Annotated in this window: 15 protein-coding genes; 6 read left to right on the top strand and 9 right to left on the bottom strand. The window is 67.5% G+C overall.

Features of this window, described 5'->3' with window-relative positions; all coding sequences use genetic code 11:
• Nucleotides 1-45: 45 nt before the first annotated feature.
• Nucleotides 46-1,092 (top strand): YihY/virulence factor BrkB family protein, encoded by a 1,047-nt coding sequence (locus QCD70_RS01945; RefSeq protein WP_301213442.1) that lies wholly within the window; start codon nucleotides 46-48, stop codon nucleotides 1,090-1,092.
• On the opposite strand, the gene QCD70_RS01940 is transcribed toward QCD70_RS01945, so the two are convergent.
• Genes QCD70_RS01940 through QCD70_RS01925 form a run of 4 tightly spaced genes read right to left on the bottom strand, consistent with a single transcriptional unit; the run spans nucleotide 1,073 to nucleotide 5,590 of the window.
• Nucleotides 1,073-2,629, bottom strand: coding sequence for an aspartate ammonia-lyase (locus tag QCD70_RS01940; RefSeq protein WP_301213441.1), 1,557 nt, complete (start codon nucleotides 2,627-2,629; stop codon nucleotides 1,073-1,075). The two genes, QCD70_RS01945 and QCD70_RS01940, sit on opposite strands and share 20 nt — an antisense overlap.
• A gap of 54 nt (nucleotides 2,630-2,683) precedes the next feature.
• Complete coding sequence (locus QCD70_RS01935; RefSeq protein ID WP_301213440.1) at nucleotides 2,684-4,078, bottom strand: aldehyde dehydrogenase family protein; 1,395 nt, start codon at nucleotides 4,076-4,078, stop codon at nucleotides 2,684-2,686.
• A gap of 25 nt (nucleotides 4,079-4,103) precedes the next feature.
• Nucleotides 4,104-4,400, bottom strand: coding sequence for a hypothetical protein (locus QCD70_RS01930; RefSeq protein WP_301213439.1), 297 nt, complete (start codon nucleotides 4,398-4,400; stop codon nucleotides 4,104-4,106).
• Nucleotides 4,397-5,590, bottom strand: coding sequence for an inorganic phosphate transporter (locus QCD70_RS01925; protein WP_055949062.1), 1,194 nt, complete (start codon nucleotides 5,588-5,590; stop codon nucleotides 4,397-4,399). Before QCD70_RS01925 ends, QCD70_RS01930 begins: the two co-directional genes overlap by 4 nt.
• A 187-nt stretch (nucleotides 5,591-5,777) precedes the next feature.
• Between QCD70_RS01925 and QCD70_RS01920 the strand changes: the two genes are divergently transcribed.
• Nucleotides 5,778-6,647 carry an alpha/beta hydrolase gene (locus QCD70_RS01920; RefSeq protein WP_301213438.1) on the top strand — a complete coding sequence of 290 codons (870 nt, stop codon included), beginning with the start codon at nucleotides 5,778-5,780 and terminating at the stop codon, nucleotides 6,645-6,647.
• Nucleotides 6,648-6,659: 12 nt separating this feature from the next.
• On the opposite strand, the gene QCD70_RS01915 is transcribed toward QCD70_RS01920, so the two are convergent.
• The gene (locus QCD70_RS01915; RefSeq protein WP_301213436.1) at nucleotides 6,660-7,499 is read right to left on the bottom strand and encodes an aldo/keto reductase; all 840 of its coding nucleotides are present in this window, start codon (nucleotides 7,497-7,499) and stop codon (nucleotides 6,660-6,662) included.
• A 67-nt stretch (nucleotides 7,500-7,566) separates the two neighbouring features.
• Between QCD70_RS01915 and QCD70_RS01910 the strand changes: the two genes are divergently transcribed.
• The 3 genes from QCD70_RS01910 (at nucleotide 7,567) to QCD70_RS01900 (ending at nucleotide 12,179) form a co-directional block, all read left to right on the top strand.
• Nucleotides 7,567-8,991, top strand: a complete 1,425-nt coding sequence (locus tag QCD70_RS01910) for a maltokinase N-terminal cap-like domain-containing protein (RefSeq protein WP_301213434.1) — start codon at nucleotides 7,567-7,569, stop codon at nucleotides 8,989-8,991.
• Complete coding sequence (locus tag QCD70_RS01905) at nucleotides 8,988-11,114, top strand: S9 family peptidase (protein ID WP_301213433.1); 2,127 nt, start codon at nucleotides 8,988-8,990, stop codon at nucleotides 11,112-11,114. Before QCD70_RS01910 ends, QCD70_RS01905 begins: the two co-directional genes overlap by 4 nt.
• A gap of 108 nt (nucleotides 11,115-11,222) precedes the next feature.
• Nucleotides 11,223-12,179 carry a phosphodiesterase gene (locus tag QCD70_RS01900; RefSeq protein ID WP_301213431.1) on the top strand — a complete coding sequence of 319 codons (957 nt, stop codon included), beginning with the start codon at nucleotides 11,223-11,225 and terminating at the stop codon, nucleotides 12,177-12,179.
• A gap of 34 nt (nucleotides 12,180-12,213) precedes the next feature.
• Here QCD70_RS01900 and QCD70_RS01895 read toward each other — a convergent pair whose 3' ends face one another.
• Together QCD70_RS01895 and QCD70_RS01890 are read right to left on the bottom strand one after the other, a co-directional pair.
• Nucleotides 12,214-13,836, bottom strand: coding sequence for a stealth family protein (locus QCD70_RS01895; RefSeq protein WP_301213430.1), 1,623 nt, complete (start codon nucleotides 13,834-13,836; stop codon nucleotides 12,214-12,216).
• Nucleotides 13,837-13,931: 95 nt separating this feature from the next.
• Nucleotides 13,932-15,065: a magnesium and cobalt transport protein CorA gene (locus QCD70_RS01890; protein WP_301213429.1), complete on the bottom strand. Its 1,134-nt coding sequence runs from the start codon at nucleotides 15,063-15,065 to the stop codon at nucleotides 13,932-13,934.
• Between the two features lie 65 nt (nucleotides 15,066-15,130).
• On the opposite strand from QCD70_RS01890, the gene QCD70_RS01885 reads away from it, so the two are divergent.
• Entirely contained in the window at nucleotides 15,131-16,177 is a 1,047-nt protein-coding gene (locus QCD70_RS01885) for a glutathione S-transferase family protein (protein ID WP_301213427.1), read from the top strand.
• A 2-nt stretch (nucleotides 16,178-16,179) separates the two neighbouring features.
• On the opposite strand, the gene QCD70_RS01880 is transcribed toward QCD70_RS01885, so the two are convergent.
• Both QCD70_RS01880 and QCD70_RS01875 read right to left on the bottom strand, forming a co-directional pair.
• A complete protein-coding gene (locus QCD70_RS01880; protein ID WP_301213426.1) occupies nucleotides 16,180-18,300 on the bottom strand; it encodes a DEAD/DEAH box helicase in 2,121 nt (706 codons plus the stop codon).
• A 219-nt stretch (nucleotides 18,301-18,519) separates the two neighbouring features.
• Complete coding sequence (locus QCD70_RS01875) at nucleotides 18,520-18,876, bottom strand: DUF6804 family protein (protein WP_055929256.1); 357 nt, start codon at nucleotides 18,874-18,876, stop codon at nucleotides 18,520-18,522.
• Nucleotides 18,877-18,884: the final 8 nt, after the last annotated feature.

Raw genomic sequence — 18,884 nt, 5'->3', positions numbered from 1 at the left:
TAGGCCGTGTCACGGCGCTGTGCGGGGCGCCTCTACTATCGAATCATGACGCGCGCGGGTGATCCCCTTCTCACCCGCAGGCAGCTCGATCGCAGGGCCACCCGATACGCCATCCGCCGCACCTGGCACGGATTCATCCTTCACCGTGACATCGACGCGGCTGCGGCGATCACGTTCTTCTCCGCGCTGTCTCTCTTTCCCGCCGCCCTCGCCATCGTCTCCGGCCTGGCCCTGTTCGACAACGGGGATGCGACGATCCAGCTGATCCTCGACGTGGTCGGGCGCCTCTCCCAGCCGGACACGTCGCAGGCCGTCCGCGCGATCTTCGACCAGCTCTCGCTGCTGCCGAATTCGGGGTGGGCGCTGCTCATCGGAACGGTGCTGACTCTCTGGACCGTCTCCGGATTCGCCACGGCGTTCGGCCGCGCCATGAACAATGTCTACGAGGTGGAGGAAGGGCGCCGGCTCACGAAGAACCGCATCCTGATGCTCGGCGTGGCCGCGGGACTGATCGCGTGCTACCTCGTGATCGGCGTCATCGTCGGGCTCACGCCGACCGTGGCCGGGGCGCTCGTCGACTCCCTGGGCTGGCCCGGCATCGTCGCCGACCTCTGGTCGGCACTCAAGTGGATTCCGTTGGCGCTCGTGGCCATCTTCACGGTCGGGTTCCTGTACTACGGCACGCCCAACCTGCATCGCCCGCGACTGCGCTGGCTGTCGGTCGGGGCCACCTTCACCGTCGCCATCTGGACCCTGGCAGCGGTCGGTTTCGGCCTCTACCTCGCGACGTTCGCGAACTACGACCGGCTGTACGGCTGGCTCGGTGTTCCCATCGCGGCCCTCATCTGGCTGTACATCTCGTCGGTCGTGCTGATGATCGGCGTCGAGGTGGATGCCGAGCTCACCCGGGCGCGTCAGCTGCTGGCCGGGCTGCCGGCCGAGGAGACGATCCAGGTGCCGTTGCGCGACACCGCGCGCAACAGCATCCTGGCCCGACGCTGGTCGGCCGACCTCTCGGACGGCCGCGAGCTGCGCCGCCTCTCGCAGATGCTGCGGGAGGCGGAGGCGCGCTCTACGGCTCCTGGCGAGTAGAGGCCTCGGCTTCGGCTTCGGCCTGCGCGATCACCTGCAGCACGTCGGTCACGGGTTCCAGGCCGGAGAGCCGGGCGGGCGAGAGCAGCTTCAGCACGCGTTCCCGATCCATGAGGCCCGCCTCGACGACGAGGTCGGCGATGTTGCGCTTCGTGAGCAGGGCGGCGTGCGCCAGCGACGAGGCTGCGGCGTATCCGATGTACGGGGTGAGGGCGGTGACGACGCCCACGCTCGACGCGACCATGGCGTCGAGTCTCTCGTGGTTGGCCGTGATGCCGTCGATGCAGTTGATACGCAGGGTGCGGCATCCCTGCCTCATCCACGCGAGACTCTGCAGCAGGGAATGGGCGATGACGGGCTCGAACGCGTTCAGCTGCAGCTGGCCGCCCTCGGCCGCCATGGTCACGGTGAGGTCCGCGCCCGCGACGGAGAAGGCGATCTGGTTCACGACCTCGGGGATCACCGGGTTCACCTTGCCCGGCATGATGCTCGACCCCGCCTGCCTGGGGGGAAGGTTGATCTCGCCGAATCCGGCCTGCGGGCCACTGGAGAGCAGCCGCAGATCGTTGCAGATCTTCGAGAGCTTGATTGCGCTGCGCTTGAGGATGCCGGAGAGCTGCATGAACACGCCCGCATCGCTGGTGGCCTCGATGAGGTCGACGGCGGTGATGTGCTCGTAACCGGTGAGCGCGCTCAGGTGGGCGCGCACCGATTCGACGTAGCGAGGATCGGCGGTGATTCCGGTGCCGATGGCCGTGGCGCCGAGATTGATCTCCCAGAGCAGGGGAACGGTCTCCTCCATGCGCTCGAGGTCTTCGGTCAGGGTGGTGGCGAAGCCGTGGAACTCCTGGCCGAGCGTCATCGGCACGGCGTCCTGCAACTGGGTGCGACCCACTTTCAGGACGCCCGCGAACTCCTTGCCCTTGGCGCCGAACGAGTCGCGCATCAGCGCATGCTCCACCAGCAGCCGCTGCAGGGAGAAGACGAGTGCGAGCTTGACCGCCGTGGGGTAGGTGTCGTTCGTGCTCTGGCTGCGGTTGACGTCGTCGAGGGGGTGCAGCAGGTCGTAGCGCCCCTTCTCCTCACCGGCCAGCTGCAGGGCCACGTTGGCGATGACCTCGTTCGTGTTCATGTTCGTCGACGTGCCCGCGCCGCCCTGGATCACGCCGACGACGAACTGGTCGTGGTACTCCCCCTGGCGGATCGCCTCGCAGGCGGCGTCGATCATCGCGCCCTTCTCGGCGGTCAGCACGCCGATCTCGACGTTCGCCCGCGCGGCCGCCTGCTTCACGATCACCAGTGCGTCGATCAGATCGGGGTATACGGAGATGGGGCGACGGCTGATGGGGAAGTTCTCGAGTGCCCTGGCCGTGTGCACGCCCCAGAACGCGTCGAACGGAATGTCGACGCTTCCGAGGGAGTCGGTCTCGGTGCGGAAGCGGGTGGCCTTCGAGGGGTGCGCGGCCGTCTCTGCGGAGGTCTGCGCGGCCAGTCTCTCTGCGGCCGTCGTGGGCGCGGTCGTCGAGGCATTCGTCATGTGAATATCAGCTCCATTGCTTGGGAAGGAGGCTCGTGGCCGCCGGCAACAACCCTAACTCAGCCTGCGCAGCAGGCCTCTGATGAAGGAGCTGCGCTTCGGCGTGTAAGGCGGATACACGAGGCCGAGCGTGTCCGGCGCGAGCGGCTTCGACAGCACGGCCTTCTCGTGGCTGAACGTCTCGACGCTCCGCCGACCGTGATAGCTGCCCGTGCCGCTCTCCCCCACGCCGCCGAACGGCAGCCCGGGCACGCTGAGATGGGCCACGGTCACCCCGAAGCCGATGGCGCCCGACGACGTCTCGGTCAGGAACCGACGGCGGGCATCCTTGTCATCGCTGAAGACGTAGAGCGCGAGCGGCTTGTCGCCGGCACGGATGACGGCGAGTGCGTCGTCGAGACCGGTGACGGTCACGATCGGCAGGACAGGTCCGAAGATCTCCTGCGTCATGACCTCGTCGTCCAGGCCGACATCGACCAGCACCGTCGGCTCGATGTACCGCTCCGTCGCCTCGGATCGACCGCCGATGGCGGCCTGCCGATCATGCAGGAGACCGGTGAGCCGCGCGAACTGGGCGTCATTGACGATGCGCCCGTAGTCGGCGGTCTTGTGCGCGTCTTCGCCATAGAGCGAGGAGATCGCGACGCGCAGGGCGTCGACGAGGCGAGCCGCGACATCCGGCGTCGCCAGAACGTAGTCGGGCGCCACGCACGTCTGCCCGGCGTTGAGGAACTTGCCCCACGCGATGCGCTTGGCCGCGGCGTTGATGTCGACGGTGTCATCGACGTAGACGGGCGACTTGCCGCCGAGTTCGAGGGTGACGGGAGTGAGGTTCTTCGCCGCGGCCTGCGCGACGATTCGTGCAACCCGCGAGTTGCCGGTGTAGAAGATGTGGTCGAACCGCTGCGCGAGCAGCTCGGTGGTCTCGTCGACCGCCCCCTCGACCACCGCGACGGCGCGATCGTCGAGATAACGCGGCAGGAACCGGGCCATCACGGCCGACGTCGCGGGAGCGAGCTCGCTGGGCTTGAGCACGACGGCATTGCCGGCGGCGAGGGCACCGACCAGTGGCGCGAGCAGGAGCTGCACCGGATAGTTCCACGGCGAGATGATGAGCACCACGCCCAACGGCTCGAGCATCACCGACGCGGTGGCCGGCGCCAGGGCGAGGGGCACCCCCACTCGGCGTGGCCGCAGCCATGTTCGAAGCTGCGAGAGGGTGTGGGTCACCTCGGAGAGAACGACGCCGATCTCGGTGAGCTGCGATTCGCTCGGGTTCTTCGCCAGGTCGGAACGAAGGGCCTTCTCGAGCTCCGGCCCGCGCTCGATCAGAAAGTCGCGCAGACCCGACAGCTGCTCGAGCCGCCATGTCAGAGAGCGCGTGCGACCCGAATCGAAACGGCCGCGAACGGCGGCGACGAGATCGGGAATGGCCGTCGAGGAATCCATGGCCCCGACACTAGCGCTCCTCGCCTCAGCTTGCGTGGAAGAACGGCACGATCAGGTAGATGCCGAAGAGCACGGCCAGGATGCAGAGGCCGAAACAGATCACCGCGGCGAACGTCGCCCACCGGGGACGGCCCTCCTGCTGCGCGGGCACGACCGAGACCGAGCCGGATGCGGTGGTCTCGCTGGCGCCCGGACTGTCGTCGGCGTCGACACCTCGTCCCACGTTCAAGAGGCGGAGCCCGAAGGCGAACAGGCTCACGACGACCGACGCCGACACGAGCGCGGCCGCGGCCACGATGGCGAATGCTGCCCAGTCGATCATTCGGCTGCCTGCCTCTTCTTCTTGAGGTTCCTGCGCGTGGCCTTGGGGGTGCGTACGGCGCCCACCGCCGCGTCGACCTCGCTGACGACCGTGCCGCTCGTGACCTGATCGCGCGACGAGATGACGAAGATGGCGACGATCACTCCCAGGCCGAGCACGGCGTCGATGACGATGCCGACCGGACCGATGGTGGCGAGCAGGGCGGCGATCGCACCGACCGCGGCAGCGGCGGGCAGCGTCAGCAGCCATCCCACCCCGATGCGGCCCGCGGTGCGCCAGCGCACGGAGGCACCCTTGCGTCCGAGTCCCGAGCCGATCACGGAGCCCGAGGCGACCTGGGTGGTCGAGAGCGCGAAGCCCAGGTGGCTCGAGGCGAGGATGGTGGCGGCGGTCGACGTCTCCGCCGCGAAGCCCTGTGCCGGCTTGATGTCGGTGAGTCCGGTTCCCATCGTCTTGATGATCCGCCAGCCGCCCGTGTAGGTGCCGAGTGCGATGGCCAGGGCGCAGGCCGCGATGACCCAGAACTCCGGCCCCGTGCCGACGGCCTGCGAGCCGGTCGCAATCAGGGTGAGGGTGATCACACCCATCGTCTTCTGGGCGTCGTTCGTGCCGTGGGCGAGCGCGACGAGCGACGAGGAGAAGATCTGCGCGTACCGGAAGTTGCCTCTTCCGAGCCCGCGGCCCGTGGCAGGGTCACGCGTGATCGCGTAGGCGAGCCGCGTCGCGGCGAAGGCCACGAATCCGGCCACGATGGGCGCGACGAGCGCGGGCAGGACGACTTTGGAGACCAGGACGCTGAAATCCACTGCGCCGACGCCGGCTCCGACGATCGCGGCCCCGATGAGTCCGCCGAACAGGGCGTGCGACGAACTCGACGGCAGACCGAACAACCAGGTGACCATGTTCCAGCAGACCGCGCCGATGAGCCCGGCGAAGATCATCTCCGGAGTGATCTGGATGCCTCCGTCACCCTCCCTGATCAGTCCGCCCGAGATCGTGCGGGCCACCTCCGTGCTCAGGAACGCACCGACGAGGTTCAGAACGGCGGCGAGCCCGACGGCCATCCGGGGTTTCAGCGCACCCGTCGCGATCGGCGTCGCCATGGCGTTCGCGGTGTCGTGAAAACCGTTCGTGAAATCGAAGAAGAGGGCCAGAACGACGACCAGGACAACGATGAGGGTGAGATCCACCAGCGACTCTCTCTAGAGGTGCACACACGTTCGCGTAAGACGAATAACACCGCATTCGTTCGCGATGAGTTCACACACTATTAGGGTGTCTAGGGTTGCCCTGTTCACGGGCATGTCGATACTGGCATTCTTCGATCCGCACGGTCAACTTCTGCGGCGGGTCCCGAGCAGATGGACTGGATCGCCGATGCGTCGTCTTCTCGTCGCTCTGTGTGGAATGCTCCTGGTCACCCTCGTGGTGGTGGCCTGCGGGCAGGCGTGGCAGGGCCGCGACGACGCCGATCGCGTCGCGGCCGCATCCGCAGCGCAGCCGCCCGACCAGGTCCTCGTCGCGGGCGTGACCTCGGAGGTGTTCTCGAGCGCGGAGGAGGCCTCCGACGTGCAGGTCCTCTTCATTCACGGGGGCTCGTACGTGCACGAGGCGTCGGCACTGCACGCCCCGTTCTTCGAGCAGATCCTCGACACCGTCGACGCGACCGTCACGATGCCGATCTACGCGCTGGCACCGGAGCACGGCTACCGGGTGGCGTACGAACAGATCATGGATGTCTACCTCGAGCTGCGCCGATCGCATCCCGATTCGCCCATCGTGCTGATGGGAGGGTCCGCCGGCGGCGGATTCGCGCTCGGATTCGCGGAGAGCCTGCTCGAGCAGGGAATCGCCCAGCCCGATCGCATCGTTCTGCTCTCGCCCTGGCTCGATCTGACCCTCACGAACCCCGCCATCCCGGCCGTCGACGCGACCGACGTGCTGCTCGACCGCGAGGCGCTGGTGCCGAACGGCCTCGCCTGGGCCCACGGCGACGATCCCTCCGGATACCGGTTGAGCCCGGTGAACGGGACTCTCACGGGCCTCGCACCGACGACCGTGCTCGCCGGAACCAACGACATCCTGTATCCGGACACGCTCGTTCTCGAGGCCCGGGCCGAGGCGGCCGGCCTCGACTTCGAGCTGACGAGTTTCACGGGTGCCGACCACGTCTTCGCCATGACGTCGGGGTCGGCGGGCGACGAGGCCCGCGCAATCATCGAGGCGATCATCGGCTCGCTCGACTGAGCGGGCCTGCTGTCACTGCTCGCTGTGAGTCACAGGGTCTCCCCCGAAAAGCCGGCCGTCCGGCCTGCCCAGCAGGGTGATCTCGGCGATCTCCTCAGACGTGAGCTCGAAGCCGAAGATGTCGAGGTTCTGGTCCTGACGTGTGGGATCTGCCGACTTCGGCAACGGAACGCTGCCCAGTTGCACGTGCCAGCGCAGAACGACCTGGGCCTCCGTCACCCCGTGGGTCCGTGCCGCGCGAACGATCACAGGCGAGGCGAGCACATCGGAGCCCTTGCCGAGGGGGCTCCACGACTCGGTGCGGATGTTGTGCAGCTCGTGGAACTCGCGCAGCGCGAGCTGCGGGAAGTACGGATGCAGTTCCACCTGGTTCACCGTGGGAAGGACGCCCGTCTCGGACTGGAGTCGTGTCAGGTACTCCTCGGTGAAGTTGGAGACCCCGATCGACCGGGCGAGGCCCTGCTCGTGCAGATGCACCATGGCCCGCCAGCTGTCGACATACCGGTCGTCGCCGGGGTTCGGCCAGTGGATGAGGTAGAGGTCGATGCGCTCGAGCCCGAGCCTGTCGAGTGAAGACTGGAAAGACGCGAGAGTGCTCTCATAGCCCTGGTCTCGTCCGGGCAGCTTCGTCGTGACGACGATCTCATCCCTCGGGATCTCGGCGGTTCGGATCGCCTCGCCGACGGCGTCCTCGTTCCCGTAGTTCACGGCGCTGTCGACCAGTCGATAGCCGGCCCGAAGCCCCGCGCTCACGGCGGCGACCGCATCCGGACCCGTGAGCGGGTAGGTTCCCAGCCCCACGGAGGGGAGGTGATTGCCATCGGCCAGCAGGTGTGAGGGTGCACTCGTCATGATTCGAGCCTAATCCCGTGCGGGCAAGCCCCCCTGACCACGGAGGCGGCCGAGGTAGGGTCAAGGAATGACCGTTGGTGTTGTCCGTCCTGATCGCCGTCCGAACACCCTCCCCGAATGGGTCGCGCGTCAACGCTGGTACCAGAGTGCCGGGTCGAATCCCGACCTCGTGCTCGTGGGCGAATGGCTTCTGCCGCCCGGGCCCGACGGCACCGCCTTCGTCACGCATCTGCTGCGCGACAGTTCAGGCGCGGCATCCACGCTGTACCAGGTGCCTCTCGCCTACCGCTCGGCGCCGCGACCGGATGCGTCGGAGGCGACTCTCGTAGGCACGGTCGACGGCAGCGTAGACGATGCGCCGGCCCCGCTCTGGGTCTATGACGCCCCGCACGATCCCGCGTACTGCGCCGCCCTTCTGGCGTTCATCCTCGACGGAGGCGTCGGGACGCAGAACGATCGGTCCGCCGGAGCCTCCGCGGCAGGTCATCGCCATCCCACGGCCTCGCACTCGTCGTTCGCTCATTCGCAGGTCCTTCGGGGCGAGCAGTCGAACACCTCGATCATCTTCGATACGGTCGACGCGTCCGGCCAGCCATCTCTTCCGATCATCTGCAAGGTCTTCAGAACGCTGCACCACGGCGAGAACCCCGACATCATCGTGCAGTCGGCGCTCGCGGAGGCCGGGTGCACACTGGTTCCGCCGTCGGTGGGCTTCGTCTCGGGCACCTGGCGCGCTGAGGCATCACCCGACTCGCCGGTCGACGGCGGCCACCTCGCATTCGCGCAGCGGTTCCTCCCCGGAGTGCGCGACGCGTGGCGCGTCGCACTCGACGCGGTCGAGCAGAACGAGGACTTCTCGGATCGAGCTCGCAGCCTCGGGGCCGCGACGGCCGAGGTGCACGCCGTTCTCGCAGACATCATGCCGACGGTGGCCGCGACGGCCGAGGAGCGGGCGGGAGTGGCATCCCGCATGCGCCGCCGCCTGGGCGCCGCCGTCGCCGAGGTGCCCGAGCTCGGTGTGTACGAGTCGGCGGTCGATGCGATCATCGCGGGAGCGGAGGCCGCCGAGTGGCCCAGGCTCCAGCGCATCCACGGTGACTATCACCTGGGACAGGTGGTCGCGGTGCCCGATCGAGGATGGGTTCTCCTCGACTTCGAAGGCGAGCCGCTGAGGCCGCTGGCGGAGAGATCGCGCCCCGACCTGACGCTGCGCGACGTCGCAGGCATGCTCAGATCGTTCGACTATGTGGCCGGGTCCTTCGAGCAGTCGCACCCCGGCGCGTCCGCCGAGAGCTGGGCGCAGGCCTCTCGCACGGCGTTCCTCGAGGGATACTCCGACCGGGCCGGCGTCGACATCGAGCGTTTCCGGGTCCTGCTCGACGCCTTCGAGATCGACAAGGCCCTCTACGAATCCATCTACGAGGCGCGCAACCGCCCCGCCTGGCTGCCGATCCCCGTGACCGCCATCTCGAGACTGGTCGCCTTGATATGACGCGCCTCCCCGACGCTCCTCGAGCGGAGCGCCGCCCGTCGGAGCGCACCCACCACGGCGACACGGTCATCGACGAGTTCGAATGGCTGCGCCAGAAGGACGACCCCGCGGTCCGCGCCTATCTCGACGCGGAGAACGCATTCACCCGCGCGTCGACCGCGCATCTCGAGGCACTCCGACAGTCGATCTTCGACGAGATCAAGGCGCGCACGCTCGAGACCGACCTGTCGGTACCGGTGCGTCATGGCCGGTTCTGGTATTACTCCCGCACCGTCGAGGGCCGGCAGTACGGCATCCACTGCCGCATCCCGATCTCCGGCGACGACGATTGGACGCCACCCGACCTCGCGGCGCACGACGACCGCGAACAGGTGCTGCTCGACGACAACATCGAGGCGGAGGGAACGGACTTCTACTCGCTGGGCAGCTTCGACGTGTCGACGGATGGACGCCTGCTCGCCTACTCGGTCGACACCACGGGCGACGAGCGCTACACACTCCGCATCCGGGATCTCGACACGGGCGTGAACCGTGCCGACATCGTGCCCGACACCTTCCCGGGGGCCACGTTCTCGCCGGACGCGAGCGTCGTCTTCTACCCGACCGTCGACGACTCGTGGCGCCCCGACACCATCTGGCGGCACACGGTCGGCACGGATCCCTCCGACGACGTCGCGGTCTTCACCGAGCCCGACGAGAGGTTCTGGGTCGGCGTCGGGCTCACCCGCAGCGGTCGCTACCTCGTACTCGACATCGCCTCGAAGATCACGAGCGAGGTGCGCATCCTCGACACGAGTGACATCGAGGGCGAGTTCCAGGTCGTGTGGCCCCGCCGCGAGGGAATCGAGTACCAGGTCGAGCACGCGGTGGTGTCGGGCGAGGACCGCCTGCTCATCGTGCACAACGACGGAGCCGAGGACTTCCAGGTGGTCGACGTGCCCGTGGCCGACCCGCGCGACGAGGCGGCACGGCGCACGGTGGTCGCGCCGAGCCCGGGCCTGCGTATCGAGGAGGTCGACGCCTTCGCCGATCACCTGACGCTCGAGTATCGCCGCGACGGCCTGACGCGCGTCGCCGTCATCCGGCTCGGCGAGGGAGAGCATCCATTCGGTCCCATCGAGGAGATCCCCTTCGACGAAGCCCTCTTCCAGGTCGGCACCGGGGGCAACCCAGAGTGGACGCAGCACACGGTGCGGCTCGGCTACACCTCGTTCGTGACCCCGTCGACCGTCTTCGACTACTCCGTGACCGACGGCTCGATGACGCTGCTGAAGCGCCAGGCCGTTCAGGGCGACTACGACCCGCTCGACTACGAGCAGGAGCGCGTCTGGGCGACCGCGGACGACGGCGCACGCATCCCCGTCTCCATCGTGCGGCGTCGCGTCGACGGGCCCCGGATGCCGCGGCCGACGCTCCTGTACGGTTACGGCTCGTACGAGGCGAGCATCGACCCCGGCTTCTCGGTGCCGCGCCTGTCGCTCCTCGACCGAGGAGTGGTCTTCGCCATCGCGCACGTTCGCGGAGGGGGTGAGCTCGGCCGCCACTGGTACGAGCAGGGCAAGACCCTGACGAAGAGGAACACCTTCACCGACTTCGTCGCCGTCGCCGACGAACTCATCCGTTCAGGCAGGACGACGGCGGAGCTCATGGTCGCTCAGGGAGGAAGCGCGGGTGGACTGCTCATGGGCGCGGTCGCGAACATGGCCCCCGACCGCTTCGCGGGCATCCTGGCCCAGGTACCGTTCGTCGACGCCCTGACCTCGATTCTGGACCCCGAGCTTCCGTTGACGGTCATCGAGTGGGACGAGTGGGGCGACCCGCTGCACGACCCCGATGTCTACGCGTACATGAAGTCGTATTCTCCCTACGAGAACGTGCGCGACGACGTGGCCTATCCCCCGATCCTGGCCGTGACGAGTCTCAACGACACCCGGGTGCTGTACGTCGAGCCCGCCAAGTGGACCGCGAGGCTCCGACAGGCGGGTGCGCCCGTGCTGCTGCTCACCGAGATGACAGCCGGGCACGGCGGCGTCAGCGGGCGCTACGAGCGCTGGAAAGAGGTCGCCGAGGAATACGCCTGGGTGCTCGATCGACTCGGGCTGGCAACCGCACGGCCGCTCTGAAATACCGCCGAATCTGCGCGCCGTTTACCCATCGTTCAGTCGAACATGGTTAATTAGGTGCAACCGCACGGAGGTCGAGCGAACCTCCGGCATACACCCGAGGTTGACATGCCTGTCAGAACCGCCGAGTACTCCCGCCCCGATCACTTCATCCTGCACCTGAGTGACACGCACTTCATCGGCGGTGACGGCCTGCTCTACGGCGCCGTCGACGCCGAGGCGCACCTGGCGCAGCTGCTCGAAGAACTCGAGAGCTCCGAAGCCCGCCCCGAGGCCATCGTCTTCACGGGCGATCTCGCCGACAAGGGCGACCCCCGCGCGTACGAGAAGCTGCGCGCCATGGTCGAGCCCGTCGCCGCAAGACTGGGCGCCCAGCTCATCTGGGTCATGGGCAATCACGACAACCGGGCGTCCTTCCGCGCCGGCCTGCTCGGTCAGCTGCCCTCGATGAAGCCTGTCGACCGGGTGCACGACGTGAACGGCCTCAGGATCATCGCCCTCGACTCGAGCGTTCCCGGTGCCCACCACGGCGAGATCGCCCCCGAGCAGCTGGACTGGCTCGCGGAGGAGCTCTCCTCCCCCGCGCCGCATGGCACGATCCTCGCACTGCACCACCCTCCCGTTCCGAGCGTTCTCGACCTCGCCGTGCTCGTGGAGCTGCGAGACCAGTCGGCCTTGGCCGAGGTGCTCGAGGGAACAGACGTGCGATCGATTCTGGCGGGCCACCTGCACTACTCGAGCACGGCCACGTTCGCCGGCATCCCCGTCTCGGTTGCGTCGGCGACCTGCTACACGCAAGACCTCAACGTGCCCGTCGGCGGCACCCGGGCACGCGACGGGGCGCAGGGATTCAACCTCGTGCACGTGTACGAGAACACCATCCTGCACACGGTCGTGCCGATCGGCTCCTACAGCACGACGTCGTACACGTCGGCGGAGGAGACCGCGCGCATCCTCGAACGCGAGAACGTCGTCATCCGGCCCGCCCGCGCGGTCGCGCTGCCCGTCGACGAGGTCCTCACCGTTCCGCAGCTGGTCGCACAGGAGCCGGCGCTGACTCCCTGATCGTGCAGATCGGCTGGGCGGCCTGCAGGGTCGATCAGTTGGTCGTCTTCTCCCACGGGGCGGCGATCGGGAAGTACTTCTCGAGGAAATCGACCATCAGCGCGGCACGCTCCTGAGCGGGAACCTCGGGAAAACTGCCGTCGTTGAGGCAGAAGAGGTCGTACTGACGACGACGGAGAAGTGCGGGAAGTCGGCCCAGGCCGCTCTTGAGCGTGGTGTCGACGTAGAGGACCTTCGCGTCCTCCTGGGTCACGGCGCGCCCCTCGAGCAGTGCGTAGTAGTGGTACAGCGAATTCGTGACCGAGATGTCGGACTTCGAGCGGAAACGACTCGCCGCCGTGCGCCGGAACTCCTCGGGGAAGTCGGCCTCGAGCAGCGAGATGACGCTCTTGCGCAGCGGCGCGGGCGTGTGCTCGAGGTGGCGCGTGATCACGTGCCCGAACTTCTTCTGCAGCAGGTCGCGGTTGACCCGAGCGGAGTTCTCGAATCCGCTGCGGCTCGGATCGCTGAATCCCAGTCCGATGCGCGTGGTCGCCTCGATGAACTTGGTGACCCCGCCCGACGAGAAGAACAGGGAGGGCTGAACCGGACGGCCGAAGAACATGTCGTCGTTGGAGTACAGGAAGTGCTCGCTCAGCCCGGGGATGTTGTGCAGCTGGCTCTCGACGGCCTGCGAGTTGTGCGTGGGCAGGACGGAAGGATCGGCGAAGAACTGCTCGCTGCGCATGAGCTGCACGCGGGGGTGATCGTCGAGCCAGGCGGGTCGAGGCGAGTCGGTCGCGATGAAGATATTGCGCACCCAGGGCGCGAAGAGGTAGACCGAGCGGAGGGCGTACTTGAGCTCGTCGACCTGGCGGTAGCGAGCATCCGCCTCGTCGCCCTCGCCGACCACGACGCCCTCCATGCGCGCGGCACGCGCCTTCTGGTACTCGACGTCGTTGCCGTCGACCCAGGAGAACACCACGTCGATGTCGAACGTCACGTCTGTGGCGTGCGGTTCGAACATGCCCTGGAAGGTGTCCCAGCTGCGGCCGAACAGCTCGACGGTGGCGGGAATCGCCTCGACCAGCGGGAGCACCCGGCGGGTCAGGGAATTCTCGACGGGGCAGATGTAGTCGTCGCCCTCGATACTCCAGAACTGCAGCTCGATGCCGGTCGACGAGCCGTAGGCGAGGCCGCCGAGCGGCTCGAGCCTCGGACGGAAGAGGCGGAAGATCTTCGCCTTGCGCTTCTCGGAGAGCAGGCCGTCGCCGAGCAGCACGGGCGGCCTGCGCCGACCGCCGACCGTTCGGGAGTAGAACGGTTCGTTCGCGCACGCGACCGCGAGGGCCTTCTCGACCCGGCGCCTCAGCGGCGCATCCACCACGAGGACGGGCCGTTCGTCGTTGCCGCGAACCAGCACGAAATCGATACCGGCCGCGATGAACGCGTCGCGGATGAAGAGCAGGTCTTCGACGAGCGCCTGGTGAGGGGTCAGCGACGTGTTGATGAGGGTCGCGAGACCCTTCTTGACGACGACGTCGGGCCTGCCGTGCAGCTCGGGCCATGAGCGGGGTGCACCGTGCACCCCCGTGGCTGCGGTGAAGAGCTCTTCGGGGGTGAAGGCCTCGACGCTCTCGTCGAGGTCGATGTTGTGAGTGGCGGAGCTTCCGGTCAAGTAGATATCAAGCCTTTCTGAGCAGTACCCAGGCGGCCCCAGTCTGTGCTGCCAATAATTCTATCGTGCGCGGCCGCCCGCGTCGCTCGGTGGCGTCAGAGCCACCCTCGACGCTTGAACATGACGTAGAGCCCGGTCATCGCGATCAGCATGACGCCGATCGTGACGGGGTATCCGAACTGCCATTGCAACTCGGGCATGGCCTCGAAATTCATACCGTAGATGCCGGAGATCACGGTCGGCGCGAAGAAGATGGCCGCCCACGCCGAGATCTTCTTCACCTCCTCGTTCTGCCGGTTGCTGGCCTCGGCGAGAACCTTCATGTCCTCGTTCTGACGCTGGGCGACCAGGGTCGCGTTCACGGCGAGGATCTCACGGAGGGTGCTGCGGAACCCGTCGACCCGATCGTTCACGACAGCCACGTGATCGGCCACGTCTCGCAGCGCGCGTCGCAGCTCGAGGTTCGTCTCGAACGCGTCGAATCCCTCTCTCAGCGTCTCGAGCATCCCGACGAGGGGCAGCGTCGCCCTCTGGAAATCGAGCACCTCCTGCGAGAGCTCGTAGATCCTTCGCGACACCTCGGCGTCGCCGGCGAAGACCTGGGCCTCGATCTCGTCGATGTCGTTCTCCAGACCCGACACGACGGGCAGATACTGGTCGACGACAGCGTCGAGAATGCCGTACAGCACGGCGACGGGGCCGAGGGCGAGCAGCTCCGGCTCCGCCTCCATGCGCTGGCGCACAACGGCGAGGTCGGGCGATTCGCTGTGCCGCACGGAGACCACGAAGTTGGGGCCGACGAACAGGTGGAGCTCGCCGAAGTCGACCTCCTCGCGTTCATCCGAGTAGCTCGCAGCCCGGAGGACGACGAAGAGGGTGTCGCCGTAGCGCTCGAGCTTGGGCCGCTGGTGGGCTCCGATGGCGTCCTCCACGGCGAGCGGGTGCAGGTCGAATTCCTTCTGGATGGCTGCGAGCTCGGTTTCGTCGGGCCGATAGAGTCCGATCCAGGCCATCGACGAGGCGTACCGGGAGCATCCGGCCAGAGTGTCCTCGAGGCTGGTCGGCGACAGCACGCGACGCCCCTCGGCGTACACGGCGTTGTCGACGGTGCTGTTGTGCTTGGGATGCGGCTCCGCACTGGGCGGCGGCGCGGGAGGTGCGGGGGTATGCGAACCCGGTCGGAGAGACGACATCGCCCGGAGGGCCTGCGACACACTCGGCTTTTTCATAGTCACCTCTCCAGCACATACCCCGGCAAGGGCGGTTAACCTTGCCACATGGATGTGAACGAGATATGAACGACGACCTGAGCACGGCCGGCTCCTACGTGACCCCCGGATCGGAGTTCACCCGCGACACCAACTACATCGACGACCGCATCACCGCCTCGGGCACGGAGTCCGGCCACGACGCCCAGGGCCGGATGCTGTGGCCCGCCGAGGCGGACCGGTACAGGTTGATCGTCGCCCGGGGCTGCCCGTGGGCGAATCGCGCCGTCATCTCGCGGCGCCTGCTCGGACTCGAGAACGCCATCTCGCTGGGCATCGCAGGCCCTGTGCACGACAAGCGCAGCTGGAGCTTCGATCTCGACCCCGACGGTCTCGACCCCGTATTGAGGATCCCGCGCCTGCAGGACGCCTTCCTCGCCCGGTACCCCGACTACCCCCGCGGCATCACCGTGCCCGCCCTCGTCGACGTGCCGACCGGGAAGGTGGTGACGAACGACTACCCGCAGATCACCATCGACTTCGCCACGGAATGGACGGCCTGGCACCGGGAGGGAGCTCCCGACCTCTACCCCGAGCACCTGCGCGCGGAGATCGACGAGGTGAATGCCGTGGTGTTCTCCGACGTGAACAACGGCGTCTACCGGTGCGGCTTCGCGGGCTCGCAGAAGTCCTACGAGCGCGCTTACCGCACGCTCTTCGAACGGCTTGACTGGCTCGGGCACCGCCTCAGCCGCCGACGGTATCTCGTGGGCGACACGATCACGGAGGCCGACATCCGGCTGTTCACGACGCTCGTGCGTTTCGACGCGGTCTACCACGGCCACTTCAAGACGAACAGGCAGAAGCTCACCGAGATGCCCGTCCTCTGGGCCTACGCGCGCGACCTCTTCCAGACCCCCGGTTTCGGAGACACCATCGACTTCGAGCAGATCAAGCAGCACTACTACATCGTGCACACCGACCTGAACCCGACGCAGATCGTGCCCGTAGGGCCGGATGCGACGGGCTGGCTCGAGCCGTCGGGTCGCGAGAGTCTCGGCGGCCGCCCATTCGGAGACGGCACTCCGCCGCCCCCGCCTCCGGCCGGCGAACGCGTGCCCGACCTGGTCTAGGTTCAGTTCTCGAGCGCCTGCTCCAGCAGGTGCACGAGCGCGTCGAGCTGCACGCTGTCGCCCGACGAGACCTCTTCGTCGCTTCCGTCGAGGGCTCGGGCGGCGAGGCCCTGCTTGCTGTCGATGAGCTCCGCGATCTTCGCGTCGATGGTCTGGGCGGCGACGATGCGCCACGCGGTGACCGGTTCCTCCTGGCCTATGCGGTGCACCCGGTCGATCGCCTGGGTCTGTTCCGCGGCGGTCCACGACAGTTCTGCCAGAACGACGTTCGACGCGGCCTGCAGATTCAGTCCCACTCCGGCGGCGGTCAAGGAGCAGACGGCGACGGCGACGGAGGGATCGTTGTTGAACGCGTCGATCTCCCTCTGCCTGTGCAGCGCCGACTGGTCTCCACGGATCGACACCGTCTGCAGGCCTGCCTTGGCGAATGCCTCCTCGGCCTGATCCATGACGTCGATGTGCTTGGCGAAGAACACGACCTTGCCGACCGATCGGGCGAGCTGAGCCGTGTAATCCGCGGCAAGCGACGCCTTGGCCTGGCCGATGAGCCGCACCATCGTGAAGACGTTGTCCCCGCTTCCGCCCTGGGCCTTGGACTCCTCGATCTCCTGTCTCGCGACCGCGCGCATGAGGTTCTCGGTCGAGACGTCGGCGTCGGGATCCGACTTCGTGCGAGCGGCGAGCAGCCGCGTGTACCGGGTGACGAGCCGGCGACCGAGCTCCGCCTCCGCCTCGCGGATCGAGCGACCGAGGTCGTCGTCGAGCTCCACAGGCAGGTCGACGACCCTCTTCGCCGGGAGATCGGCTGCGACGTCGAGCTTGCGTCGCCGCACGATCCCCATGTCGATGACCGCCTCGCGCGCCTCGGAGAAGAACCCGAAGTCCGCCGGGGTGAGCCCGGTCTCCTCGAGTCTCTCCATCAGCTGCGGAGTCGGCTTGGTGCCGTCGATCCAGCCGAGAAGCTGCCAGATGGCCCGGAAGTCGTCGATGTCGTTGATGAGCGGAGTTCCCGTGAGCGCCATCATGAGCGGGTTTCCGCCGGGCGCCTGCGACCGGATGCGCTCGGCCAAGGCGAGCACGTGCTTCGACCGCTGCGACGACAGGTTCTTGATGAAGTGTGCCTCGTCGACCACCATGCCGCGGAATCCGAGCGTGCTGAGCCACGCGAGGTGCCGGTCGAGCACCTCGTAGTTCACGATCACGACGTCGGCGAAGGCGTCGAGTCCGGCACCGTCGCCGTGGATGACCGTGGCACGACGGTGCGGAGTCCAGAGTTCGACCTCACGCGCCCAGTTCATCTTCACGACGTTGGGCACGACCGCGAGCAGCGGGTAGGCATCGGCGACGGATGCGGCCAGCAGGGATTGCGCGGTCTTTCCGAGGCCGGGTTCGTCGGCAAGCAGGAAGGATCGGTGCCCCTGGGCGACGCTCGCCACGAAGCGGGCCTGGTGGCGCATGAGCTCCTGCCCGGGCGGGGAGAGCCGATCGATGCGCGGCGCCTCGGGCAGCTCCATGCTGGCCACCTGGCCGCCCGCGCCGTACTCGAATGCGCGGAAAAGGGGTCCGAGGAGTTCCCAGTTCGAGAGTCGCCCGTGCGTCGAGTGCTTCTGCGTCTCGAACGACGCGAAATCGGGTGCCAGGAACGGATTCGCGAGCTGACGCGCCTTGACCGACTGGGGTATCACCTGGCGCTCCGCCAGCTCGGGCGGCAGCATCGTGGTCTGCTTCGGCGCTTCGACGACCTCGTCGGGCACGTCGATCCCGGCATCTTCGAGGTACTGGCGTCGCAGCTTCTGCGCGACCGGAGAGATCGGCGCATCGTTCTCGAGCAGCGTGATCAACGAGGTGTCGCGGGCCGCCGTCTTGGCGAGGATCGAACCGATGCCGTCGAGACGCTTGATCTGCTCCGCGCGGTCGGACTCGGCCAGGTCGGGGTTGTTTCGCACGGCTGTGCGCTCCTCGCGAGCGAGGAGTGCGACGACGAGGAACTTCGTGCGGTTCGAGGGCGCGACCTTGCCGCGTTGCGCCGCCGCTTCGACCTCCCGCACCTTGCGCGCGAGGATCGGAATGAGGCCGGTGTTGTCGACGCTCTTGGGTGATCGGCGTCCGCCGGATCGAGACATGCTCCTCCTGTGGAGTGTGGGCTCCGCCGTCCGTGCTCCCTCAGTGGACGACGAGGCTTCAATAACGATCCCGAGCCGGGATCGGTGAGGTCGTGCGGGCCGGGTGTGGGCGTCGAGCAACATGACATGGTCACGGTCGACGGGGAGAGCGATGCAACCCGGCCTCGACAAAGTCTACGACACCGCGAACACGGCCGCGAACACGGCCGCTCGGGGCGGTCAGCGCCGCGTGGACGCGGGGTCTGGCGCCTGGGGCACCTTGATCAGCAGACCTGCGGCCACGAACACCACCGCCGCCACGAGGTGGAGGATCTGCCACACGAGCAGCTCCAGCTGCAGGGGAACGATGGGGTTCCACACGACCACGATGGCCGCAAGCGCGGGAAGCCACCACCACTGGCGGGCCTGGAACGCGAAGACGCCGATGATGGCCGCCAGAATGCTGATCGCGTAACGGAAGATCGTGAACCAGTCGCTCTCGACCAGAGCGACACCCGCGAGCAGCAGGATCGCCGCCAGGAGTCCGGGCGCGAGGGCGAGGCGGGCGAAGGACGGGTTCGGATAGCGCTGCGACATCGTGCCGT

It is taken from the genome of Agreia sp. PsM10 (assembly GCF_030433855.1).
Classification (GTDB): Bacteria; Actinomycetota; Actinomycetes; order Actinomycetales; family Microbacteriaceae; genus Agreia.
Note: the sequence above shows the minus strand (reverse complement) of the source record. Positions and strands in the feature narration are given on the sequence as shown.

Excerpts from the sequence above, each read along its gene's own strand:
- QCD70_RS01945 (WP_301213442.1), top strand. The coding sequence starts at position 46 with ATGACGCGCGCGGGTGATCCCCTTCTCACCCGCAGGCAGCTCGATCGC.
- QCD70_RS01940 (WP_301213441.1), bottom strand. The coding sequence starts at position 2,629 with ATGACGAATGCCTCGACGACCGCGCCCACGACGGCCGCAGAGAGACTG.
- QCD70_RS01935 (WP_301213440.1), bottom strand. The coding sequence starts at position 4,078 with ATGGATTCCTCGACGGCCATTCCCGATCTCGTCGCCGCCGTTCGCGGC.
- QCD70_RS01930 (WP_301213439.1), bottom strand. The coding sequence starts at position 4,400 with ATGATCGACTGGGCAGCATTCGCCATCGTGGCCGCGGCCGCGCTCGTG.
- QCD70_RS01920 (WP_301213438.1), top strand. The coding sequence starts at position 5,778 with ATGCGTCGTCTTCTCGTCGCTCTGTGTGGAATGCTCCTGGTCACCCTC.
- QCD70_RS01915 (WP_301213436.1), bottom strand. The coding sequence starts at position 7,499 with ATGACGAGTGCACCCTCACACCTGCTGGCCGATGGCAATCACCTCCCC.
- QCD70_RS01910 (WP_301213434.1), top strand. The coding sequence starts at position 7,567 with ATGACCGTTGGTGTTGTCCGTCCTGATCGCCGTCCGAACACCCTCCCC.
- QCD70_RS01905 (WP_301213433.1), top strand. The coding sequence starts at position 8,988 with ATGACGCGCCTCCCCGACGCTCCTCGAGCGGAGCGCCGCCCGTCGGAG.
- QCD70_RS01900 (WP_301213431.1), top strand. The coding sequence starts at position 11,223 with ATGCCTGTCAGAACCGCCGAGTACTCCCGCCCCGATCACTTCATCCTG.
- QCD70_RS01890 (WP_301213429.1), bottom strand. The coding sequence starts at position 15,065 with ATGAAAAAGCCGAGTGTGTCGCAGGCCCTCCGGGCGATGTCGTCTCTC.
- QCD70_RS01885 (WP_301213427.1), top strand. The coding sequence starts at position 15,131 with ATGAACGACGACCTGAGCACGGCCGGCTCCTACGTGACCCCCGGATCG.
- QCD70_RS01880 (WP_301213426.1), bottom strand. The coding sequence starts at position 18,300 with ATGTCTCGATCCGGCGGACGCCGATCACCCAAGAGCGTCGACAACACC.
- QCD70_RS01875 (WP_055929256.1), bottom strand. The coding sequence starts at position 18,876 with ATGTCGCAGCGCTATCCGAACCCGTCCTTCGCCCGCCTCGCCCTCGCG.